The organism is Paenisporosarcina sp. TG-14 (genome assembly GCF_000297555.1).
GTDB lineage: Bacteria > Bacillota > Bacilli > Bacillales_A > Planococcaceae > Paenisporosarcina > Paenisporosarcina antarctica.
This window is the reverse complement of record NZ_AMGD01000055.1, coordinates 1-23,417: the sequence shown is the minus strand read 5'-3', so window position 1 is coordinate 23,417 and position 23,417 is coordinate 1. Positions and strand designations below refer to the sequence as shown.

At 38.3% G+C, this 23,417-nt stretch carries 18 protein-coding genes and 1 riboswitch; of the genes, 3 read left to right on the top strand and 15 right to left on the bottom strand.

From position 1 onward, the window contains the following. Positions 1-780: 780 nt before the first annotated feature. The 10 genes from C406_RS0114635 to nagE form a co-directional block, all read right to left on the bottom strand. Positions 781-1,476, bottom strand: a complete 696-nt coding sequence (locus tag C406_RS0114635; protein ID WP_237740573.1) for a DUF459 domain-containing protein — start codon at positions 1,474-1,476, stop codon at positions 781-783. Between the two features lie 274 nt (positions 1,477-1,750). Beyond that, complete coding sequence (locus tag C406_RS0114630) at positions 1,751-3,433, bottom strand: glycerol-3-phosphate dehydrogenase/oxidase (RefSeq protein WP_017381398.1); 1,683 nt, start codon at positions 3,431-3,433, stop codon at positions 1,751-1,753. 175 nt (positions 3,434-3,608) lie between these two features. Next, complete coding sequence (gene glpK / locus C406_RS0114625; protein ID WP_017381397.1) at positions 3,609-5,099, bottom strand: glycerol kinase GlpK; 1,491 nt, start codon at positions 5,097-5,099, stop codon at positions 3,609-3,611. A 1-nt stretch (position 5,100) separates the two neighbouring features. After that, a complete protein-coding gene (locus tag C406_RS0114620; RefSeq protein ID WP_017381396.1) occupies positions 5,101-5,937 on the bottom strand; it encodes an MIP/aquaporin family protein in 837 nt (278 codons plus the stop codon). Positions 5,938-6,139: 202 nt separating this feature from the next. After that, entirely contained in the window at positions 6,140-6,694 is a 555-nt protein-coding gene (locus C406_RS0114615) for a glycerol-3-phosphate responsive antiterminator (RefSeq protein WP_017381395.1), read from the bottom strand. A 759-nt stretch (positions 6,695-7,453) separates the two neighbouring features. Further along, positions 7,454-8,176, bottom strand: coding sequence for a sugar isomerase domain-containing protein (locus C406_RS0114610; RefSeq protein ID WP_017381394.1), 723 nt, complete (start codon positions 8,174-8,176; stop codon positions 7,454-7,456). Positions 8,177-8,180: 4 nt separating this feature from the next. Further along, the gene (locus C406_RS0114605) at positions 8,181-8,903 is read right to left on the bottom strand and encodes a GntR family transcriptional regulator (RefSeq protein ID WP_017381393.1); all 723 of its coding nucleotides are present in this window, start codon (positions 8,901-8,903) and stop codon (positions 8,181-8,183) included. Next, the gene (nagB, locus tag C406_RS0114600; protein WP_017381392.1) at positions 8,893-9,648 is read right to left on the bottom strand and encodes a glucosamine-6-phosphate deaminase; all 756 of its coding nucleotides are present in this window, start codon (positions 9,646-9,648) and stop codon (positions 8,893-8,895) included. Before nagB ends, C406_RS0114605 begins: the two co-directional genes overlap by 11 nt. After that, complete coding sequence (gene nagA / locus C406_RS0114595) at positions 9,639-10,814, bottom strand: N-acetylglucosamine-6-phosphate deacetylase (RefSeq protein WP_017381391.1); 1,176 nt, start codon at positions 10,812-10,814, stop codon at positions 9,639-9,641. The genes nagB and nagA overlap by 10 nt, the downstream gene beginning before the upstream one ends. 66 nt (positions 10,815-10,880) lie before the next feature. Further along, positions 10,881-12,785 (bottom strand): N-acetylglucosamine-specific PTS transporter subunit IIBC, encoded by a 1,905-nt coding sequence (gene nagE, locus C406_RS0114590; RefSeq protein ID WP_017381390.1) that lies wholly within the window; start codon positions 12,783-12,785, stop codon positions 10,881-10,883. A gap of 507 nt (positions 12,786-13,292) precedes the next feature. Between nagE and C406_RS0114585 the strand changes: the two genes are divergently transcribed. From C406_RS0114585 to glaH, 3 genes are all read left to right on the top strand, one after another. Continuing rightward, positions 13,293-13,997 carry a GntR family transcriptional regulator gene (locus tag C406_RS0114585; RefSeq protein WP_155966755.1) on the top strand — a complete coding sequence of 235 codons (705 nt, stop codon included), beginning with the start codon at positions 13,293-13,295 and terminating at the stop codon, positions 13,995-13,997. A 17-nt stretch (positions 13,998-14,014) separates the two neighbouring features. After that, a complete protein-coding gene (gene lhgO, locus C406_RS0114580) occupies positions 14,015-15,229 on the top strand; it encodes an L-2-hydroxyglutarate oxidase (protein WP_017381388.1) in 1,215 nt (404 codons plus the stop codon). Positions 15,230-15,579: 350 nt separating this feature from the next. Continuing rightward, positions 15,580-16,518 (top strand): glutarate dioxygenase GlaH, encoded by a 939-nt coding sequence (gene glaH, locus C406_RS0114575; protein WP_017381387.1) that lies wholly within the window; start codon positions 15,580-15,582, stop codon positions 16,516-16,518. A 664-nt stretch (positions 16,519-17,182) separates the two neighbouring features. On the opposite strand, the gene C406_RS20545 is transcribed toward glaH, so the two are convergent. The 5 genes from C406_RS20545 to C406_RS0114555 all read right to left on the bottom strand — a co-directional run bounded on the left by C406_RS20545 (position 17,183) and on the right by C406_RS0114555 (position 22,543). Further along, complete coding sequence (locus tag C406_RS20545; protein ID WP_443146804.1) at positions 17,183-17,338, bottom strand: PLP-dependent transferase; 156 nt, start codon at positions 17,336-17,338, stop codon at positions 17,183-17,185. A gap of 58 nt (positions 17,339-17,396) precedes the next feature. Then, positions 17,397-19,358 (bottom strand): TRAP transporter permease, encoded by a 1,962-nt coding sequence (locus C406_RS0114570; protein ID WP_017381386.1) that lies wholly within the window; start codon positions 19,356-19,358, stop codon positions 17,397-17,399. Then, on the bottom strand, positions 19,358-19,858 hold the full coding sequence (locus C406_RS19955; protein ID WP_017381385.1) for a DUF1850 domain-containing protein: 501 nt from the start codon (positions 19,856-19,858) through the stop codon (positions 19,358-19,360). The genes C406_RS0114570 and C406_RS19955 overlap by 1 nt, the downstream gene beginning before the upstream one ends. A 9-nt stretch (positions 19,859-19,867) precedes the next feature. Further along, entirely contained in the window at positions 19,868-20,887 is a 1,020-nt protein-coding gene (locus tag C406_RS0114560; protein ID WP_017381384.1) for a TAXI family TRAP transporter solute-binding subunit, read from the bottom strand. A gap of 513 nt (positions 20,888-21,400) precedes the next feature. Next, complete coding sequence (locus C406_RS0114555; RefSeq protein ID WP_017381383.1) at positions 21,401-22,543, bottom strand: trans-sulfuration enzyme family protein; 1,143 nt, start codon at positions 22,541-22,543, stop codon at positions 21,401-21,403. 83 nt (positions 22,544-22,626) lie between these two features. Continuing rightward, positions 22,627-22,732: riboswitch (SAM riboswitch) on the bottom strand. Between the last annotated feature and the right edge of the window lie 685 nt (positions 22,733-23,417).

The window sequence follows — 23,417 nt, the reverse complement described above, 5'->3', positions numbered from 1 at the left end:
GCCCGCCCCGTGGAAAGCGTCCGTCTGGAGCGGAAATCAACGGTATCATACTAGAACCTACTCCTTAAAATACCGGGAATACTGGGTTCATGGCACTCTAAATTTATATTTTCTTGTCTAACGAAAAAAACAGTCGAAGATGCTATTTCGACTGCTTCATGCTTTCTTACTATTCATTAATAGTCCTCACATTTCCCCTCAAGAATTGTAAGTCAAACAATCAGATTTTCACCTCATATATTGTTGTGCAACTGGTTTATTACTTTTCTTACCATAATAAAGTTTGATCACTTTAAATGATCTTCTTTCTGCATACTTCTTGCAAGATTCACAGAAAACCATGCGCATTCCACTACGATTTTCAAATTTAATTAATGTTACATCCTGAATTTTACAGATTGCACATGATCTCTTAAATATTTTTACCATGCAAGAAACTCCCTCTTTCCATTATACTGTTTTTTATAACTTATATATGTGTAAATAGTAATAGTGATAGGTATTAGGACATGATATTTCATATTAATAATCATTATTTTCTTGAAATTTTTCCTATAACTTAGTATATATGAATCACTTAACTTTTCATAGAAGAACTTTTGTAAAATTTTGTCGAATGTCTATTATTTTATTTATTGTAAGGGAATATCGAAAAATTCTACTATGTATTCGAATTTCCTTCATAAATATATACCCCCTTAGGTTAAAAAATGTATGGTTTTTTCATACCAAAAGCGACCGAAAATGAATTCCGGCCGCTCCTTACACTTATAATTTTTATTACAGATTTTCCATCCACAAATCATATCCTTTACCAGTTAAATGAATCCCGTCTACCGTGAACTCTTTCTTTAACTGACCTTCAGCATTTTGAAAATGTTCATTCAAATCAACGTATTGAACACCATTTTCTTCTGCTAATAGTTGAAGAATTTCGTTGAATTGATCAACGGTTTTATTTGAAATCGCGTGTTGATACGCTTTATTATTCACCGGAAGAATTGACTGCACGATCACTTGAGTTTTCGTTTGATCAAAAGATTGGATGATTTCCTCCATATTCTTTCGATACACCTCTGCATCAACCTCTTTGCCAATGTCATTAATCCCAATCAAAATGTACACTTCTTGCGGATTACGCTTCACTACTTCTTCGATTCGATTCATAACTCCTGACGTGTCATCCTCTACAATACCTCGATTTAAAACCAAACCACCCGGAAAAAATTCTTGGAACTCTCCATGATCCGTAATGCTGTCCCCGAGAAATACTTGATCAACTGTTTCATATTCAATTGACTCGAATAAATGCTTCTTTTGAAGATAATAATCTGGATATTCTTGCGATGAAAAGAATGTTTTAACAAGGGCCATTCCACCTTGGTTATACACGACAATACTGCCCACACCAACTAACGAAAAGTTAATGACTAAAGACAGGATGAACAAAACCTTGAACTTCTTCAATATGTACACTTCCTATTTCTTTTCCAATACTTGCTTGGAATTTATAAAAATCTCATTAAGATGCTATATCTATATAATGTATTACCGTTATCCAGCATCCATAAACTTTTTTCATGAACCTATTCGAATTTTGGCGGTCTACACATTAAAAATCACTGATGATTTTTCTTTTCCTTTTAATATATGTGTATGGTTTTTTCATAGCAAAAGTGCCCAGACCTTATAAAACCATGACAAAAAAGTACGGCCAATTCCATTGTGGATTAGCCGTACTTTTCGTTTGTTATTTTACCGATTCCTTATTTTCAAATGGAATGACTGCATCGTGCATTTCTTTGTCTAACTCGACTTGATATGCTTGATACGTTTCTTCATCCCATTTTAACAAGTTTTTCATCAGGTTCATTATCGAAACTTTGTGAAGCTCGACCCAATTGATATCAAAGAACAGTCTGCCTGTACGTCGAATAAAGAAATCAACCGGTTTGACCATCATTTCATTTTGAATCGCATAGACAACTTCCGCGTAAACGGCCGGTGTAATAGAACCTTCAAGTTCCATTCCTGATGCAGCATGTGCAATTAAATAAAGCTGATCTGCATTCGTTCCATAAAAAGAGGCGAAGTGACGTCCCTCGTCAACTGTTAATCCGAATTGGACCGCTTCAAGAGCTTTTATTTCAACGAAAGATTCAAATTGTTTTGAGCCACCAAAATCAGCACCTGAAATAGGTAAATTTATGGTCATGCACTTTCCAAAGGTTTGTTTAGTTTCTGATTTTAAACGCTTCGTTACAAGATCCACCACATGCTCAGACATTTTTCGATAGCCGGTCAATTTACCGCCAGCAATTGTAATCAGACCACTTTCATGTTCCCACACTTCATCTTTACGAGAAATCTCAGATGGATCTTTTCCTTCCTCGTATATAAGAGGACGAACACCCGCCCAGCTTGATTCAACATCATCAACAGAAATGCTAACAACGGGAAACATATAATGAATGGCATCCAATATATATTGACGATCTTCAATCGTCATTTTAGGGTTTGCTATTTCTTGATTTTTTTCAAATACTGTATCGGTCGTACCCACATATGCCTTGCCATTACGCGGGATTGCGAACATCATTCGTCCATCCTGTGTATCAAAATATAAAGCTTGTTTTAACGGGAATACAGATTGGTCGACTACTAAATGAACCCCTTTTGTTAACCGCAGTTGCTTTGTGTTTTTGGAATAATCCATATTGCGGACAGCATCTACCCAGGGACCGGCTGCATTAACAACTTTTTTCCCTGAAATACGCAATTTCTTACCTGTTATCTGGTCAATAGCTTCAATACCTGTAATCTTTTTTTCATTATAGATAAAGCTTTGTGCTTTAACATAATTGATGAATTCAGCACCATTCTCCACAGCTTTTTTTATTACTTCAAGTGTCAAACGCGCATCATCAGTTCGATATTCAACATAGTAACCTGCTCCACGTAGTCCTTCTTTTTTAACTAGAGGCTCACGGTTTAGTGTTTCTTTTGCAGTAAGCATTTTGCGTCGTTCTTTTCTTTTAACTCCTGCTAAATAATCATAAACACGTAAACCAAAAGAAGTGCTTAGCTTACCAAACGTCCCACCTTTATGGATCGGTAACAGCATCCATTCTGGGGTCGTGACATGCGCTCCGTTTTCATAAACGATTTCACGCTCTTTGCCGACTTCAGCCACCATTTTAACTTCAAATTGTTTTAAGTAACGCAGTCCACCGTGGACAAGTTTTGTTGAGCGACTCGATGTACCACCTGCAAAATCTTGCATTTCTACAACAGCAACTTTCATTCCTCTAGTCACAGCATCCAGTGCAATTCCCGCTCCGGTAATTCCTCCACCAATGACAATAAGGTCATATACCACTTGGCTCATAGTCGTCAATTTGTCTTCTCTATTTGTACTTGAAAAATTTTGCATGTAATTAGTTCCTCCTTATTATTTATATATCATTTTTTCATTATATTGGACTATTTTTACAAATAGAAAAAGAGAGACCTGAATAACATTACGAGCAATTGCTCCATAATGAATTCAGGTCTCTCTAAGTCTCTACCCGTTTATTAACTTAGCTTTACTATACCATATTCATGTTTTATTTAAAAGCCATAGTAGCTGTTACAGCTTTTTTCCAGCCTGAATAAAGTTCTGTTCGACTTTCTTCAGACATAGTCGAATCGAAATTCTTATCGACTTTCCACATGTCCGCAATCTCTTCTCGACTCTTCCAGAAACCTACAGCAAGTCCTGCTAAATATGCTGCCCCAAGTGCTGTTGTTTCCTCAATTACTGGACGTTCAACCGAGACGTCTAATAAGTCACTTTGGAATTGCATAAGAAAATCATTTTTAACAGCTCCACCATCGACGCGTAGCTTTCTAAGCTTAATCCCTGAATCTTTTTCCATCGCATCAAGGACATCTTTCGTTTGATATGCTAGAGATTCTAGCGTTGCTCGTATGAAATGTTCTTTCGTAGTTCCTCTTGTTAAGCCAAAGATTGCACCTCGAACTTCACTATCCCAGTAAGGTGTTCCTAAACCGACAAAAGCAGGTACTACGTATACACCATCCGTTGAGTCCACGCGTTTAGCATAATCCTCACTTGCTGGTGAATTCTTAATCATTCTCAGCCCGTCACGCAACCATTGAATGGCACTTCCCGCAACAAAGATACTGCCCTCTAATGCATATTCCACTTTCCCATCAATTCCCCAAGCAAGGGTAGTCAGTAGACCATGATTTGAAACAACTGCTTTTTCACCAGTATTCATTAACATAAAGCACCCAGTGCCATATGTATTTTTAGCCATTCCTTCCTTATAACAAGCTTGCCCAAATAAAGAGGCTTGCTGATCACCCGCTGCACCAGCGATTGGAATTTCTTGCCCAAAGAAATGATAATCTACTGTTTTCGCATATACTTCTGAAGAAGATTTCACTTCTGGCAGCATTGACTTTGGTATCCCTAAAATATCAAGAAGTTCCTGATCCCATTTTAATTCATAAATATTGTACATGAGTGTCCGCGAAGCGTTGGAGTAATCTGTGACATGCGCTTGTCCTCCTGAAAGTTTCCAAATTAACCACGAATCAATGGTTCCAAAAAGCAATTTGCCTTCTTCTGCTCGTTCTCTAGCACCTTCAACGTTATCAAGAATCCATTTTACTTTTGTACCAGAGAAATAAGCGTCAATTAGCAAACCCGTTTTATTACGAAACGTATCGTTATGCCCTTGTTCTTTTAACTCATCACAAATGCCAGCAGTTTGACGAGATTGCCAAACAATCGCATTGTATACCGGTAAACCAGTTTCTTTATCCCATACAACAGTTGTTTCACGTTGATTTGTGATTCCAATACCTTCTATTTGATTTGGTTTCACACCGGATTCAGATAAAACAGAAGCAATGACGGCTAAAATAGATCCCCAAATCTCACTAGCATTATGTTCGACCCAACCTGGTTTCGGAAAATATTGTTGAAATTCCATTTGAGCAAAATTCACAACTTCACCCTTCTTATTGAATAAAACGGCTCTTGAACTTGTCGTTCCTTGATCCAATGATAAGATATATGTTTCCATTTTATACTCCCCTTTGAGCTGATAATTGCTCGGTTTTTTGAGATTGTAATTCTTTCTTATCAACTAAAAATAAAAATAATAAACACAAAAGCGTAATACCTAAGACAAGCCAAAACCAAATCGTGAAATCATTAGTGAAGAATCCTTTGTAAAACACACCACCTAATGATCCACCTAGGACTGGTCCTAAAACAGGAACCCAGGCATATCCCCAGTTCGAGCTTCCTTTTCCTGCAATTGGTAATAGATAATGAGCAATTCTTGGCCCTAGATCCCTAGCAGGATTAATTGCGTAACCTGTCGTACCTCCTAAAGAAAGTCCTATTGCAACAATGAGCATTCCAACAATAAATGGATTTAACCCTTCAGTAAAGTCATTTGCTCCAATTGATAAAATACCAATGACTAAAATAAAAGTTCCAATAATTTCGCTTAATAAATTCGAGAAGTGATGCGGGATAGCTGGCCCAGTAGAAAACACGCCAAGCTTGGCACCAGAATCCTCTGTTACTTTCCAGTGCGGTAAAAAATGAAGCCATACAATAGTTGCCCCTATGAAGGCGCCGATCATTTGAGCTGTCACATACAATGGCACTTGAGACCAAGAAAAATCTCCATTAAACGCTAAACCAAGGCTTACTGCAGGATTTAAATGAGCTCCGCTAAACTGCCCGACTGCGTAAACAGCCATAGCTACACCGAGTCCCCATCCAAATGAAATGACGATCCACCCACCATTTAATGCAAAAGATTTTTTCAAGCTCACATTTGCAACAACACCTGCTCCAAATATAATCAAAATAGCTGTTCCAATCAACTCTGCTAAAAATTCACTCATAATCATATTACCTCCCTATCCCATTAAATTCACTATTTTCCAACCATGAAAAAAAAAGAGACTCACATATACTTTTGACACGTAAATAAGTGTCAAAGTGTATGTGAGTCTCTTGGTCTCTCCACGGAATATTAACTTGCTATTAACTTAACAAATTATGAAAACGCTGTCAAGAGTCAGAATACTTTATTTTTTATTTTTTCTAAGAAAATAGATCCCATAAAGATAACGATGACGTCGTGATCGCACTTGCTCCTGCTGCAATCGCAGCTTCAACTTCTTGTTGTGTTTCGATTAATCCACCCGCAATAATGGGTTTACCAGTTTCTAAACGGATGCGTTCAATCACTTTAGGGACTACACCTGGCAAAAGTTCAATATAGTCTGGATCTGTTTTGTGAATTATCTGGATGCTTCTATTTAATGCGGTTGAGTCAATAACAAAGGTTCGTTGGATTGCTTTGACATTAAGTTGGCGTGCTTTTTTGATTACGCTGCTTCTCGTTGAGATAATTCCATATGGTTTTATCGTTTGGCACACATATTCAGTGGCATGTTCATCGTTTGATAAGCCTTGAATTAAATCCATATGAAGAAACATGTCTTTATTTTCTGAGCGAGCATAATCGAATACACTTTTTAACATGCCTACGTGTATATTCAAAAACACACCATAGCGAAAAGAATAGGTTAGCATTTTATCAAAGTCTTTCATGGATTGAATAGCAGGTAAAATTTGCTGTCCTTTAAATGGCATTGTAACACCTTGCCCTTTCTTTTCACTTAGTTTGAATATTTCTTTTGATGGAATTATACCTTTATTCGTTGGGTTATTATAGCATTAGTGAATTCAATTTGATTTCCTCTTTTATATGGGTGAGATTAAAGTCCACATCCTCACACTTTATCGTCTAGGGTTTCCAGCTCGCTTTGGACTGCAAACCACTGCATCATAACCTAGGGAATTTAAAGAAATGTGATGTGACGTTGTACATCACATCATAACCTAAAGAATAAGAGAGCGGGCGATTGAAGAGAATAGAGCCTGCGAAAGAATACAATGTATCTACTAGGTTTCCGGCTCGCTATCAACGGCACTAACCGCTGCATCATAACCTAGGGAATAAAAAGCATTTTGATGTGACGTTGTCACATCAAAATGCTTCTTTTTAGAGGCAATCTTGCGGCGGGTGTGCGTCCGTCTCTCGCCTTCAACCTCAACTTACATAGGTCTTTGATTTTGGTTTACTAGAGAATAGACACTTACTGCCTAGACAGGAAGCCGCCGAAGATGAAATTTCGGCGGCTTGTTTCTAACTTTAAAGGGTCGTTCTGCATTACTTGAAAGAAGGGTTTCGCATTTTATACAGTTTCCAATGTCAGAACCGGATGGAATACCAAGTGATATCACGCCCATGATACATTCTTATCTTGTGCGAGAGTATAACCTCGGAAGTAAAAGGTGTGACTGCTGAGACGAGCGTGAATCCTTCGCCCCTTTGGTCAAGACGCTCAACTAAAATAGGATGCGTTCTTTATACTTTTGAACCAATTGTTCATTGTGTTCCGTGCTTCCATCCACATTCCCACTTTTGAAGATAGGCGGTTCTAAACCGTTTTCAATCATTTTTTCAATGACGCTAGTGAATGTCGCATGCAACAGTGTATTGCCGATGACAGAAGAAGCGGGTGCATACAATAGACCGTTTGTTTCCAAAAGGCCATCTCCAATCGGAACATGTGTATTTAGAACATCGTCTACTACGTCTTCAAGCCGCTTACCTGAAATATGTTTAGAATGACTCTTTTCTCCACTGTAACAAAGAGACTGGATCGAGATCGTATAAGCCTCTCGTTCTTTCGCTTTCATAGCTACCTCAATCGGTACAGGATTCCGTCCGGATGTAGAAATGACGATGACCGTATCCTCTGGACGAATATCAAGTTGTCCTACAAAACTATGAATGAAATCCGGGTCTTTTTCATTTTTGGAAGATTCGATCGCTCCATCGTGAAGCATGAGCGGTTCGACGAAAATAGGACATACTGGAACTAAACCACCGGAACGATAATAAGGCTCTTGGGCGATTAAATGGGAATGTCCACAGCCGAATAACTGAATGATTCCACCACTCGAAAGACGTTTTGTCATTTCATCAGCAATTCGTTTAACAGCTTGTTTATCTTCAAGAAACACTTTTTTCATCAATGAATCGATCGCCGTGAAATAACTAATCATTACATTACCTCCGAATCTCGCTAAGGAATTGATAACGGTCTGCTCGGTACGTACTTCGAACGATTTCAAAAGGGATATCGTTTGTTAAATAACTAATTCGTTCTATGATCAAGATGGCGGATGGCACATCAATTTGAAGAAAATCAGCATCCTCTTTTTTTACTAACGCCGCTTCCATACGCTGCAACGCATGGCTAATCGTCATTTGTCTATCCTTTTCTATAAATGAGTAAAGAGATCCATCCAAAACATCTTTATCCATTTTAGGAACCAGCTTCACAGGAAGGTAGGTCTTTTCAATAGCCATGGGTTTATCATCTGCATATCGAATTCGTTTAACGAGGAAAACCTCATCCCCTTCATCTAACTGGAGCTTTTGTGCAATTCCTAACTCAGGCATCATCTTCTCAAAACTAACTAGGGTATTGCTCGGCGTCATTCCTCGTGCAAGCATGTCTTCCGTAAAGCTTGTCAGTCCACTGAGAGGCTGTTCAACTTTCGGAGGGGCAACAAATGTTCCACGCCCTTTTTCCCGATAAAGCAGCCCATCATTCACCAAATTCGTTATTGATTGGCGTACCGTCATGCGACTAACACTAAACATTTCCGATAATTCACGTTCAGAAGGAATTGCCGCTCCTATTGAAAATTCGTCTTGTAAGATACGGAGCTTTAAATGTTCTTCTATTTGGACATACATCGGAACTGGAGATTGTTTATCTAGCAAGGTCTTCACTGCCTTTCTGGCTGACCAACTTGTACGCATCAGTGTCGACAATAAGCGTCACATCTTCATGATTCCACAGATGGGATGCTGGAAAACTTTCGCTAAGATCTTTATTTAACAAACGCTTAACCGCTTCCGCTTTGCGCTTGCCAGACGCCAATACAAGTATTCTAGCGCTTTTTAGGATCGATTTAATTCCCATTGTCACCGCATGAGTTGGAACTTCTTCAATTGAATCAAAAAAATGTGCGTTGTCTTTTCGTGTAGATGCAGCAAGTTCAACGACATGGGTTGTACTGTTTGGATCAGATCCAGGTTCATTAAATCCGATATGCCCGTTTGATCCAATTCCGAGTATTTGTAGATCTATTGGTCCAATACGTTCAATCACTTGATCATAACGTTGACATTCTTCTCCAGCTGAAAGAGGCTTGCTATTTGGGATGTATACGTGTTCCATTGAAATGTCGATTTCTTTAAATAAGTTCTCATACATAAATGTATGGTAACTTCCTGGATGATTTTTATCTAGACCCAAATATTCATCTAAATTAATTGATTGTACATTTTTATAGGAAACTCCGCATGTTTTGTGACCTTCAATTAATTTCTCATAAAGTCCCAGTGGCGTCGATCCAGTCGCAAGTCCAAGTATGGAGCGGTCGTTTTTACAGATTTGTTCTTCTATCATTCGTGCAGCCTTTTCACTCATCGCAGAGTAATTATCAACTTGGATTACTTCCATATTATCTCTTCCCTTGTGTATGCTATATTTCCTCTGCAAATGGTCATTTGAACATTCCAATTTTCATCAATGATGGTCAGATCTGCGTCTTTTCCAGGCTCGATTCTTCCTTTATTGGAAAGACCGAGTTGTATTGCCGCATTTGTGGATGTCATTGCCACGAGTTCAGATAAGGTGCAACCAGTAACTGACTTCATATTTTTCGCTGCATTTTCCATCGTCAAAACACTTCCCGCGAGCGTTCCGTCCACAAGCCTCGCTTCATTATGGCTAACCTGAACATCTTGTCCACCTAAATCGTAGGTACCAGGCTGTAGCCCTTTCGCGCGTATCGCATCCGTGATTAGAATAATTCGATGTGCTTTTTTTTGACGAAATGCAAGGTCAAGTGCTAACGGATGACTATGAATTAAATCAGCAATCAGTTCAACCGTCAACTTATCTTCTAACAAAGAGGCTCCAACTACACCTGGTTCTCTATGATGAAAAGGACTCATTTGATTGTATAAATGTGTGACATGGCGAGCACCCGATTCAACCGCTTTGCTGACCAATTCAGCTGTTGCATCCGAATGTCCAATTGAGGCAATTACCCCAGTTTCCTTTAGTTCTTCGATAAACGCTAGTCCATCCTCTGTTTCAGGAGCAATGGTTACAAGTTTAATACGGTTTCCACTTTGTTTTTTCCATTTCTCAAAAAGAGAAATAGAGGGTTTCCTAATATGTTCGAGCGGCTGCGCGCCGGCTCGGTCAGGCGAAATGAAAGGACCTTCCAAGTGAACGCCTAACATTTCTGCTTGATTGTCTTGCGCTTGAAACAGACTGGCATTCATCAAGGCTTGTGAAATCGCGCTATCTGACTGTGTCATTGTTGTTGCCAAAAAACTAGTAGTTCCTTCGCTAGGAAGTGCACTTGCCAATCCATCTAGAGCTTGCGGTGTTGCGTCCATCGTATCGAAACCTGCCGCTCCATGAATATGAACGTCAATAAATCCAGGTACAATCATCCACTTTTTTCCGTCACCATTAATTTGAATATCTGCCACTCTATCTATAGAAGTCGAAACTTCTTTAATTTTTCCATTTTCTATATAAACGTCCCCAACGAAACTGTCTTTGGTTGAATCGGCAATTGTGAAATTTGAAATAACCATTGTTTTGCTCATAAATTGTCACTCCTTAACGATGAAAAAAACCTTATCAATCTAAACAGCTTACCCTAATGTTCTTAATTATTTAATGTTCAATATGCCTGTCTCTCCATTTTGCTGGATTCCACTTTTTAATATAGTCAATTTTTCGGTCGTCAAATTCGTGAAGATGATTGGGATAATAGTGGACGGTGCATTAGCTTCAATATAAGCCAAATCAATTTTCAATAATGCATCTCCACGTTGAATCAACTGACCAGCTTCTGCGAACAATTCAAAACCTTGTCCTTTAAGTTTCACAGTGTCCACTCCAACGTGGATTAATACTTCAACTCCCGTATCCGTTTCTAGTCCAATCGCATGTTTGGTCGGGAAAATGCTGACGATTTTTCCATCAACCGGTGAATAGACAGTATTTCCTGAGGGCACAATTCCAAACCCTTGTCCCATCATTCCTTTTGCAAACACTTCATCCGGAACTTCAGATAATGGAATGATTTCCCCGTCAATCGGCATGGCAAAATTTATTTCTAAACTTTCTTTTGCCTTCATTTGTTCTTTCGCCACATAGGGCTCATTGGTTTTATGCGGTACAGGATTACCGTTCATCATTCGTTTTTTCATTGCTTCCGCTAGAAATTCAACAGATGTTCCGATCACGACTTGGATATTTGTTTTGTTGATTTTCATCAATCCCATTGCACCATGTCGTTTGAGTTGTTTTTCATTCACAAGCTCTGCGTCTTTTACTTGAAGACGAAGGCGTGTCGTGCAATAATCAATCGTTTGAATATTGTCAGTTCCACCAAGTGCAATAATCGAATGGTACGCTTTGTTGTCTAATACATTATCACCATAATTAACCGTACCGTCTTCAATTTCATCATCTTCTTCACGTCCAGGCGTCTTCAAATCGAGTTTTACAATCAAGAAGTAGAAAACGACAAAGTAGATAACCCCCATCAAGAGCCCGATGACCAGCAACATCAAAGGATTTTGGGCAAGCCCGTAATTTAATACAAAGTCGATGGCACCTGCAGAAAATCCGAATCCATGCCGTATGTCCAATGCAAAAGCGATCATCATCGCAATACCTGTCAACATAGCGTGAACTACATATAAAAGAGGCGAAAGGAACATGAACGAGAATTCGATTGGTTCGGTAATTCCTGTCAGAAACGCCGTAAAGGCAATACTGACAAACATACCACCAACAATGGCTTTATTCTCTTTTTTAGCTGCCATATACATAGCTAGACAAGCGGCTGGAAGACCAAACATCATTATTGGGAAAAACCCAGCGAGGAACGGACCTGCTGTTTTATCTCCACTTAAAAAGCGATTGATTTCTCCGCGAACCACTTCTCCGTTTGCGTTCGTAAATGTTCCGAAATCAAACCATACAACTGTGTTAATTACGTGGTGCAATCCCACAGGTATCAATAAGCGATTCAAGAAGCCGTAAGCGCCAACTCCAAGCATCCCAGCATTCAATACCCATTCACCAGCAGCGTCAATTCCCTGCTGAACGGGCGGCCATAAAAATCCGAGCAATCCGGCCAAAATCGTCATCGCTACCGCTGTGATAATGGGTACGAATCGTCTTCCTCCAAAAAAGGCAAGAAAATCGGGCAATTTCACATTATAGAATTTGTTATAGAGAAGTCCTGCGACTACACCTGAAATAATACCTGCGAAAACGCCCATGTTAATTGTTTCGTTAATCACGACAATCGCTTCAGTTAATACGAGGTAAGCGACTGCTCCCGCTAATGCAGCACCACCACCTCCATCATAGGCAAGTCCCATCGCAATCCCAATAGCAAATATAAGTGCAAGATTATCAATAATCCCACTACCTGCAGCCGCGAGGAACGGAATTCCAAGCATATCTTCTTGACCAAAACGCAAAAGTAATGCTGCCGCTGGAAGTGTAGCGATTGGAAACATCAATGACTTCCCGATTTTCTGTAGAAAATTAAACATACTCATTTCACTCCTTTTTATATTCTTAATTTTCACTATATATAATAAAGGTATAGTTGTCTATACCAATTTGAGGTTTTTATAAATTAAATGAAAGCCCTTTCAATTATATTGAACAGGATGATTCTGTGTCAGGATGTCATATGCAATCCACATGATTGAAAGTTTCCAATGCACCTACTAGAATTTCCGGTTCGCTTTGGACTGCATACCCACTTCATCAAAACCTAGAGAATTAAAGAATTGTGATGTGACGTCTTCACATAGATAAAGAGTGTAGTCAGCTATTCTCTAGCAGTATGATTCTTTCCAATGCAGAGACACAATTCCCCTTCCAATTGTGCTCGCATCAAAACTGAACTCTCGTGATGCTTTTTTAAAGAAAGAACGTGCCAAACCCAAGTGCTAAATGGACGCTAATTTTCACTATATTGTATCCAGATAATTTAAATTGGATACAATATATTTCTATTTACTATTGAAATCGCATTATATTGCTGATATATTATGTATATTGTATCCAATCCGAAAGGGGTCGATCGTATATTGGATAATAGCGGAGATAAGTCAACCATTGTTACCTATGTAACTAAAAGTCTCAGAACAGCCATTTTGAATGGGACGTTGAAAAAAGGAGACCGTCTGATTCAGGAGGAATGGGCTGAACGATTGGACGTAAGTCGCATGCCTATTCGAGAAGCGCTCACACAACTTCAGATGGAAGGTTTAGTGGAGATGGTCCCGCATAAAGGCGCAATCGTTACACCGATTACACGAGATAATATAGAAGAAATTTACCATACTCGCTCTTTATTAGAAGGCTTGGCAGTCGAAAAATCGCTTCCATTTTTAACACAAGAGAATAAAAATCAATTACTTTTGATATTAATAGAAATGGAAGAGCTTCAGTTATGTGATGAAACAAATGATAAATATATACGTCTGAACGCATCTTTTCATGAAACGCTGCGTAAAGGTTGTCCATGGCCGAGAGTTCAAAAAATGGTAGAAACACTTGGCATCTCGCCTATTGCGCCAAATTTACTCATTGATTATTATCCCGAAACACAGCGGGAACACCGGATGATTTATGAAGCGGCTTTGCGTGGGGATCCTAGTGAGCTTAGGGCAGCCGTGGAATATCATATTTTGAGGACAAAGAATAATTTAATTAATTATATGGATTTATTAAGTGAAAAAAATACAGACTAAATAGGAGTGATTCAATCGTGTATGATTTTGCGGTTATTGGTGGAGGAATAGTAGGTTTATCAACGGGAATGGCACTTTATAAACGGTTTCCTAATGCAAAAGTAGTCATTATTGAAAAGGAGTCTGTTGTTGCGGACCACCAAACAGGGCATAACAGTGGTGTTATTCATTCTGGTATTTATTATAAACCAGGCAGTTACAAAGCTCGTTTTGCACGTCAAGGAAGCAAGTCGATGACCGAATTCTGTCAAACACACGGGATTAATCATGATATTTGTGGAAAAGTTATTGTCGCAACCAAGCAAGAAGAGTTAGTGCTTCTCGATAATTTATATACAAGAGGACTCCAAAATGATCTAGTTATCCAAAAAATTGGCGCGGCTGAATTAAAGGAAATCGAACCACATGTTAACGGTCTTGGTGCAATTCGTGTTGCACAAGCTGGTATTGTAAATTATCGTGAGGTAAGTGAAAAATTTGCCGATATTATTTTGGAGCATGGTGGGGAAATTCAGTTAAATACAAAAGTAGAAAAAATTCACGAAGAATCCGATCAAGTTATAATTGAGACAAGCAAAGGTATCTTGAAAGCGCGTATGGTCATTAACTGTGCCGGTCTTCACAGTGACCGAATAGCTACTGCAGCGGGTTATAAAACTGACATGAAGATCGTTCCGTTCCGAGGAGAGTATTTTAAATTGAAACCGGAAAAACGATATCTTGTTAAACATTTAATTTACCCAGTACCAAATCCGAATTTCCCATTTTTAGGGGTCCATTTCACACGCATGATCAGCGGAGAAATAGATGCAGGACCAAATGCTGTGCTAAGTTTTAAACGTGAAGGGTATAAAAAGACTGATTTCAATGCAAAAGATCTAATGGAAGTATTAGGTTATCCTGGCTTTTGGAAATTGGCGAGCAAATTTATGAAAGAGGGAATGGATGAATACGTCCGTTCTTTTAGCAAAAAACAATTTACGAAAAGCCTTCAGGAATTAATCCCTGAAATTCAGGAAGATGATTTAATTCCAGCACCTGCAGGCGTTCGTGCGCAGGGATTAAAGAGCGATGGGAATTTGGTAGATGACTTTTACATCGTCATGGGAAAACGGACCATACATGTTTGTAATGCTCCCTCCCCCGCTGCCACCGCTTCTATTGAAATTGGTAAAGAAGTTGTTAGCCGTATACCAGTGCAAATACACTTATTAGAAATGGCTTTAGTTTAAATAACTGTATTTCTAGCAAAACATCACATTATTTTTTGAATATTAAAAATCAATTGACAATCAATCTATGAACATGATAGAATAAATTTAATCCAATGTTATGAATATTTTCATCTTTGAAAACTTGATTTTCAAACTCGTGAACAGTTTATACGTAATTGGAATTGTCAATCGTAAATATTAAATTGAACTGCTTATTCGCTGTGACTCTATTACATAGAGCTGTGAAGTGAATATAAGCCAGTTGTACAGGTACATCCTAATTTTATTAGGGAACCTGTATAGCTGGCTTTTTTAATTTCCTATTTACCTGATTCATCTATTTACTAAAAAACCAGGAGGAATTACCCATGAGTGTTGTAAAGGCGAAAGAATTCAAGTTTGAAAAGAAAACAGAAACATATGAAGTAAAAGTTCATCCACAATCAGATCGTTTGTATCACATTGAAATTTCAAAAAAGGCGATTGCGAATTTCCTTGAAGTAGTAAAGCAGGACAATCAATCTGTTCAACATTTAGAGTACACACCTTACGCGCATCATATTGTGGCTTCTTATTTATTGGATCAAGTAGGAGAAGAGTTTGGTGAACTTCTTAAAAGCATTGTTCATGATCGAGAATCAGGTGGATTTACACTTGGCTTAGAAGGTGTTACTAAAGATACAGACGAATATGTTATTTTCTCAACAGCCATTTCTTACTTGGTAGGTATTCCAAACCATGATTCTATGTCAGGTAAATATTATGCACGCTTTAGCGTAAAAGATACAGATGGCAGTGACTCTTATCTTCGTCAAGCCTATCGCTTATTCACACTGCATACGGATGGTACGTTTGTAGATGAGCCTACAGATTGGTTACTTATGATGAAGATGATTGAAGAAAATGCTCGCGGCGGGGAATCACGTTTATTACACCTTGATGACTGGAAAGAGCTTGATAAATATGTAAACCATCCATTATCAAACCATAAATTCACATATAAAGCACCAAAAAGTAAAAATGTTGATCAAGAAATTGATCGTTTAACATTCTTCGATCACGAAGGCAAACCTGGTATTTGTTATATCGATCAGTTTGTTTATCCTGAGTCTATTGAGCAAGCCAAATATCTTCGTGACCTTTCGCAATCAATGGAAAATGATGAAAATGTAGTAGAGTTGGGACTTGCTATAGGAGATCTTGTTGTCCTTAATAATATTTTCTGGCTTCACGGGCGCGCTGCTTTTGAAAAAGATGCTAACTTGAATCGCGAGTTACTTCGTCAGCGTGGACGTTTTAACAAATAACTTCTACTAACCCTATATACAAAAGAACTCACAAGCGCAAGTCGCCTGTGGGTTCTTTTAGATTAGATTTATTTTTCTACAGAGTATGGAATAAGGTTCCCTTTAAAGAAAGAAAGTTCAAACTCAACTAACTACATACATCATGGTTTTCGTCTCGCTTTGGACGGCATACCTGCTGCATCATAACCTAGGGAGTAATAAGAATGGTGATGTGACGTTGTCACATCACCATTCTTATTTTTTAAAGGCAATCTTGCGTCGGGTGTGCGTCCTTCGCTCCCCTTCAACCTCAACGTGCATAGGTCTTTGATTTTGGTTTACTAGGGAATGGACACTTACTGCATAGAAAGGAAGCGGCCGAAGATGCAATTTCGGCCGCTTGTTGCTAACTTTAAAGTTTCGTTCTGCGTTAGTTGAAAGAAGGGTTCACTCACTACACAGGTTGCAAATTTCTTTCTTTAAACTTATTGAAAGAAAGAAAATATAAACGATTGAAACACCAATGTATGTGAAGAATTTATTACTGATTATTACTGCACGATCCTACTAACTGATTAACCTCATCTTATAAGGTCGACTCTTACTTTTAAATTGCGCTGATTCTACTATCAGCTTGTTAAATAAATTGTATAGCATTTGAGCCTGACGCAGAGATTACTATAATTTAGAATTGCACTTTCAATTCCAGCGTATTGTCATCTAGATGTTTGATGCCTACCGATATGCGAACAAGTTGTTTGGTTATCCCCAGGGACTCGCACACTTCTTGTGGTAAAACGCAATGAGATGTAGTCATTGGATGGGAAGTCCCGTTTAGCACACCCACAGAAAAACAGCGAAGAAAATTGATTCTCCGCTGCCTAGTCAAATTACTAACTTTATGCTGTCGAAACTGAATATCGTTTCCAATGAAGAGCTTGCATAATCACTAAGCTGACTATTAATGTTAAACCAATTACATCTGTTACTCCAGTTGGAATGATTAGTGTCAGTGCGCTGACTGCAGCAATTAAACGGAAAAATAAATTTACATCAGTGAAGAGATAACCTTCCAACGCAACTCCCAGAGCAAGGATACCAAGAGTTGTTGTAAATGTAACCCATACGACTTCTCCAAAGGATGCATTTTGTAATAATAATTCAGGAGCATAGACAAAAACATATGGAACAAGAATACCCGCGGCCGCAAGCTTAAGTGAAATGAATCCGGTTTTGTTCGGATCCCCACCTGCTATTCCAGCTCCTGCAAATGCAGCGAGTGCCACTGGAGGTGTTAAATTAGCGAAAATACCGAAGTAAAAGACAAACATATGTGAAACAAATGGATCAATTCCAAAGCTCAATAAAGCCGGAGCGGCCATTGAGGATGTAATAATATAAGTTGGAATCGACGGGAGACCCATCCCTAGAATAATGGAAGCGATCATTGTAAAGAACAGTGTTAAAATAAGCATGTCATTTCCTAGAATTAGAATAGCCGAAGTCATCTTTAGACCAAACCCTGTAAGAGATGCTACACCAACTATTATTCCGACCATTGCACAAGCCATCGCTACCCCGAGTGCATTACGGGTACCTTCCTCAAGAGCTTGAAGTATATTTTTAAAGTTCAATCGTGTAGTTGCTCTAAACATTGCAATAACAACTGTAGAAATAATGGCCCAAGAAGCGGCGTAAATTGGTGTGAATCCACCAAATAGCATGTAAATTAATATAACAAGAGGAATGATTAAATGCCCTCTCTCTTTCATGACTACTTTCATTTGCGGAAGTTCCTCGCGGGACACTCCCTGTAAACCAAGTTTCTTAGCTCTCAAATGGACAACAAAGATTACACCAAGGTAATACAACACACCTGGGATAATGGCAGCAAGTGCAATCTCAGAATATGCCATTCCTAATGTCTCTGCCATAATGAAAGCAGTCGCCCCCATAACCGGAGGAAGAATCTGTCCACCGACAGAAGCTGCTGCTTCAACAGCACCAGAAAAGTTTTTAGAATAACCGGTTCTCTTCATGAGAGGGATTGTGAATGCTCCAGTTGTTACAACGTTTGCAATGGCGGATCCATTGATTGATCCAAGAAATCCACTAGAAATTACACCTACTTTTGCAGGTCCTCCAGAAGTATGACCTGCAATCGCCATCGCCGAATCATTGAATAACTGACCCATACCAGTTCGATTTAGGAATGCTCCAAATAAAACGAATAAGAAAATATAGGTTGCAGACACTCCAATTGCTGTTCCATATATCCCTTCAGTCGTTAAATACATATACGTTAAAATGTCCACGATTGAATAACCTCGATGAGCAATAACGGTAGGAAGATAAGGTCCGAAAAGAGCATATAATAAGAACAGAGAACTCATTACAGTCAACCCCAAACCGACAACACGACGACCGCCTTCCAATACAAGCATGACAACTAAAAAGCTAAAAATAATATCCGTCTGATTAGGTAACCCCGCCCTTTGGACGATATTCATATAATCAACAAAAATATAGACGATCGTTGCAATAGACAACACGGCTAGCAAAAAGTCAATAACTGTTGCATGTTGCTGCGGTGCTTTTTTACGGGATGGAAATAACAGAAATACAAGCGCTAAAATTACGCCAGTGTGAACTGATCGATGTTGCAATGTAACTAATGGTCCTGTAAAAGAAGTAATAAGATGAAAAAGTGCCAAACCAACTGATAACACGGAAACTAATCGAATCATCCACATAACATTTAAATTTCTAAAGCGTGACTCCGAATCGAACTTCTCCAGTATCTTCTGACTGTCTACTTCTACTGTTGTGTCTGATGGTTCACCTAAAGATTCTTTTTTCATCAAGTTTTACCTCCTCTAAATTTCAAGTAAATCCATTCATATAATACAAGAGAGTTGTAATGGATTTGGACAATCTGATAATCAGGTACAAAATCGCTTAATAAATATTTTTTTCCAGCAGCTTTAATATAATAGTAGGAATTAGGTACATAGAAGAGAGAATAATAAGGGATGGTCCGTTCTATTTCTGTCAAACGTAAATACCCATTAGGAAGTAGCTCAACTACTCCATCCGTATCTGGAGTGCCAGCCCCGTAAGACTTAAATGTTGTGGATTCTAGTACAAAATCTCCGCTATTTACTACTCGATAAGTCTCCTCCCAAGGAGTTAATTGAACGGAATGACGCCAACCGATAGTAATTTTTTTATCTGTAGCAGGTATAAAATGTAACGGCATACCTTCCACGTCTGTTAATAAAAAAACAGATTGAATCGGAATGTGCAAGATTCCGATTACAATCAAGAATAGTAATAAAGTTGAAATTAGTTTTGTTTTCATACTAAAACTTTATTCCGTAATCCCTTCTTCATCGAAAAATTTCTTAGCTCCTGGATGAAGTGGCGCGGGAAGATTTTCTAAAGCCGTTTTTATATCAATTTCTTTACCTGCGTTATGACTGTTTTGTAGTTGCGAAATATTTTCATATAACGCCTTTGTCATTGCATACACCACTTCGTCAGACACATCTTTATGTGTCATAAGGATGTTATTTACACCCACTGTTTGTATATCTTCTTCCATTCCATCATAAGTATCTTTAGGAATGGTAGTAGGGAAGAATGTTGGATATTTTTTTTGTATTTCTAAAATCTTTTCTTCATCAATCTCTACAATAGCAATTTCTTTGCTAGTGCCGAGTTCTAAAATTCCGGCGTTTGGAAATCCAGAGGAAATGACGACTGCGTCAATATTCCCGTTCTTCATTCCTTCAACACCTTCTGCAAATGAAAGATAATCTTCTTTAATATCGTCATAAGTCATATCGTAAGCAGCAAGAACACGTTTAGCACTTATTTCTGTCCCAGATGCAGGTGCCCCAACAGCGACTTTTTTTCCTTTTAAGTCTTCGATTGTTTTAATACCGGAATCTTTAGTTGCAACGATTTGCAGATAGTTCGTATAGAGAGATGCAATTGATCGAATATTTTCTTGCGCTCCTTGTTCTTCAAAGCTATCGATTCCCTCATAAGCGTCAGCTGCAGTATCCCCCATCAAAAATCCCATTTCCGCTTTTCCAAGATTTAACGTTATAGCATTAACTGCAGATGCAGCGGTCGATTGACTGTTGGATTTAGCTCCCATATCTTGATACATTTTAGCTAATGTTGCCCCTAGTGGAAAATATACCCCTGAAGATCCCCCTGTAAGAATCGTGAGAAATTCACCATCAAGTGCTTCTGCATAATCTTTTTCACCAGCATTGGAATCGGCACTTGTTTTTACAGTCTCACCGTCTTTAGTATTGCAGCCTGCAAGTATTAAAATAAATGACATGATCATGCTCAAGAATAGTAATGATTTTTTCAAAATATAATTCCCCCTAAGTTTGATAGTTGTTTTCTTCAATTTCATTCCTTTAGTAGTAACAAGATTCATAATCCATTTAAAAGCGTTTACATGTTTCGGCTAAATCACTACTTCCCGCCTTTCTTTTAGTAATACAAAAAAACCAGTTCAAAAAGACTACAGTTTCTCTGTAAGTCTTAATAAACTGGCTTCTATCTGCGATGAAATATCCCGAAAAGGATTTTCGACAGACTAGGCAGTATCGGATTGGCTAATCATTTAATGCTGACCATGTATACTGAAAGTTTAGCGTTTGTTAATAATTAGTTAATTCTCATTCTACTACAATTAAATTAAAATAGTAAACTTATTTTTAATATTCAGTATTATTTAATTCTTCCTCATACTTAGAATTCACAAGTTTTGTGTAAATGTTAAAATTCTTTTATTTTTTAATAGCAAAAAGCGTCCCTATGTCAGTTCAAATTTAGAACATTTGACTGTGACACAGTGACGCCTTCAATTTCTTATTGCCTATAATTTAGCCTGTTCAATGGCACTTTCAAATTCTTCAGTAATGTCATCTAGATGTTCAATGCCTACCGATATGCGAACAAGTTGTTTGGTTATCCCCAGGGACTCGCACACTTCTTGAGGTAAAGCGCGATGTGATGTAGTCAATGGATGTGAAACCGTCGTTTCTACTCCGGCTAATGTTGGAACAATTTTCACCCATGATAGAGCTTTGAAAAACTGATTAACATCTATATTTTTATGCAATGCTATGGAAACCATTGCTCCAAAACCTTCAGATTCCTTTTCAAATGGGTAATAAACTTTTTCTACATGTTTATTCAAACTAAGTGCTTCTGCCAATCCCTTTGCATTGAAAGATTGAGCCTTCATTCTTAATGCAAGTGTTTTTAATCCACGGCTTGTAAGCCACGCTTCAAATGGACTTACATTCGCTCCAAAATTAACAACTTTAGACTGAGCCTTCGCTATTAAGTCTTGTTTTCCGACAAGTACCCCTGCAGTAATATCGCTATGCCCGCCAATGTACTTGGTTGCACTATGAACGACTAAGTCAACGCCTAGTAAATACGGTTTGCAATGATAAGGCGTAGCAAACGTGTTGTCAACTAGTGTAAAGAGGTTATGCTTTTTTGCGAATTTAACAATCCCATCAAGATCTTCAACTCTAAGCAGTGGATTTGTAATCGACTCTGTATATAAAAGCTTTGTATTCTCTTGAATCGCGTTCTCCATTTCTTGAGGATTTGAAAAAGATACAAACGTAGTCGAAATTCCGAGATCGTTCAGTTCTTCTTTTAGAAGATGATAGCTTCCCCCATATAAATCGTCCGCTGCCAAGACATGGTCACCGGTTTTTGCTACACAAAGGATTCCTGCTAGAATAGCTGACATTCCTGACGAGGATGCTACTCCTGCAGGTGCACCTTCAAGAGCGGCAACCGCCAATGCTAATTCATCGGTGTTTGGATTACTTACTCGTGAATATAAATAGTTCCCTTCTCCTTGGTAAAATCCTTCTAGTTCATCCAAATCATCAAAAGCAAATGCGGAAGTTTGATAAATAGGTGATACCTTACTTTTTATATGACCTTTTTGTTTCTTTACACTATGTAATACTTTAGTTTCGAATTTTTTTGTCATTGCTAGCACTCTCCAATTTTAAATAGTTTTTCACAAAAAGAAAAACCTCTTCATATAAGAAGAGGTCTCGTTATTGGGTCCTCCTCTTATCTATCAAACTGACGTTTGCAGGATGTAGCACCAATGCAAGATCAACTTGCAGGTTGCTGGGTTTCATAGGGCCTGTCCCTCCACCACTCTTAATAAGAGTAATTATGTAGTTTTTTGTTTTTATTATTCAGATTAGTATATCAATTTCGCTATATTTCGTCAATCATTTCAGAAGTTTCGCTAGAATAGAAGTTCTCTGCACCATGTTGAAATAGATCACACTACACATCACTGAAAGAGTAGTTTTCCGGTTCTTTTTGGACGGCAAATTTACTGCATCATAACCTAGAGAATAATAAGAATGGTTTGCACACTACACAGTTTGCAAAATCCTGTCTCGAAGCTTTTAAGAAAGAAAATATTAAAGGATGGAAGACCGAACTCTCGTGGACTCATAATTTTTTTCATCCCAGGGAGACAAGTGAACTTATAAAATTTTACTATTACAACGTGAATCAAGATTTTTACAACGTGGAGGCCAATTTTTACAACGTCACCTTCTATAATTACAACGTGAGAGCCATTAATTACAACTGAGCCATCGCTCGGCACTAGTACAAACTCTTTTTGATAGTGCGAGACACATAATCGTGTGTTTCCGAGATGAACTTAGCAGAAATCGGCCGAAACTAAGCTAGTCAAAGGTTATTGGCAGTTCAGTTAGCGATTAACGTGATACTCCTTCGTGTTTTATTCTCTGCATCTATAAAACAAGCCCATACTATGCATTGTTGGCAGATTTTCCAACAAAAATAAACCACAGGAGGCTGAGGCCCAATGTCAT

Excerpts from the sequence above, each read along its gene's own strand:
- C406_RS0114630 (WP_017381398.1), bottom strand. The coding sequence starts at position 3,433 with ATGCAAAATTTTTCAAGTACAAATAGAGAAGACAAATTGACGACTATG.
- glpK (WP_017381397.1), bottom strand. The coding sequence starts at position 5,099 with ATGGAAACATATATCTTATCATTGGATCAAGGAACGACAAGTTCAAGA.
- C406_RS0114620 (WP_017381396.1), bottom strand. The coding sequence starts at position 5,937 with ATGAGTGAATTTTTAGCAGAGTTGATTGGAACAGCTATTTTGATTATA.
- C406_RS0114615 (WP_017381395.1), bottom strand. The coding sequence starts at position 6,694 with ATGCCATTTAAAGGACAGCAAATTTTACCTGCTATTCAATCCATGAAA.
- C406_RS0114610 (WP_017381394.1), bottom strand. The coding sequence starts at position 8,176 with ATGATTAGTTATTTCACGGCGATCGATTCATTGATGAAAAAAGTGTTT.
- nagB (WP_017381392.1), bottom strand. The coding sequence starts at position 9,648 with ATGGAAGTAATCCAAGTTGATAATTACTCTGCGATGAGTGAAAAGGCT.
- nagA (WP_017381391.1), bottom strand. The coding sequence starts at position 10,814 with ATGAGCAAAACAATGGTTATTTCAAATTTCACAATTGCCGATTCAACC.
- nagE (WP_017381390.1), bottom strand. The coding sequence starts at position 12,785 with ATGTTTAATTTTCTACAGAAAATCGGGAAGTCATTGATGTTTCCAATC.
- C406_RS0114585 (WP_155966755.1), top strand. The coding sequence starts at position 13,293 with ATGTATATTGTATCCAATCCGAAAGGGGTCGATCGTATATTGGATAAT.
- glaH (WP_017381387.1), top strand. The coding sequence starts at position 15,580 with ATGAGTGTTGTAAAGGCGAAAGAATTCAAGTTTGAAAAGAAAACAGAA.
- C406_RS0114570 (WP_017381386.1), bottom strand. The coding sequence starts at position 19,358 with ATGAAAAAAGAATCTTTAGGTGAACCATCAGACACAACAGTAGAAGTA.
- C406_RS19955 (WP_017381385.1), bottom strand. The coding sequence starts at position 19,858 with ATGAAAACAAAACTAATTTCAACTTTATTACTATTCTTGATTGTAATC.
- C406_RS0114555 (WP_017381383.1), bottom strand. The coding sequence starts at position 22,543 with ATGACAAAAAAATTCGAAACTAAAGTATTACATAGTGTAAAGAAACAA.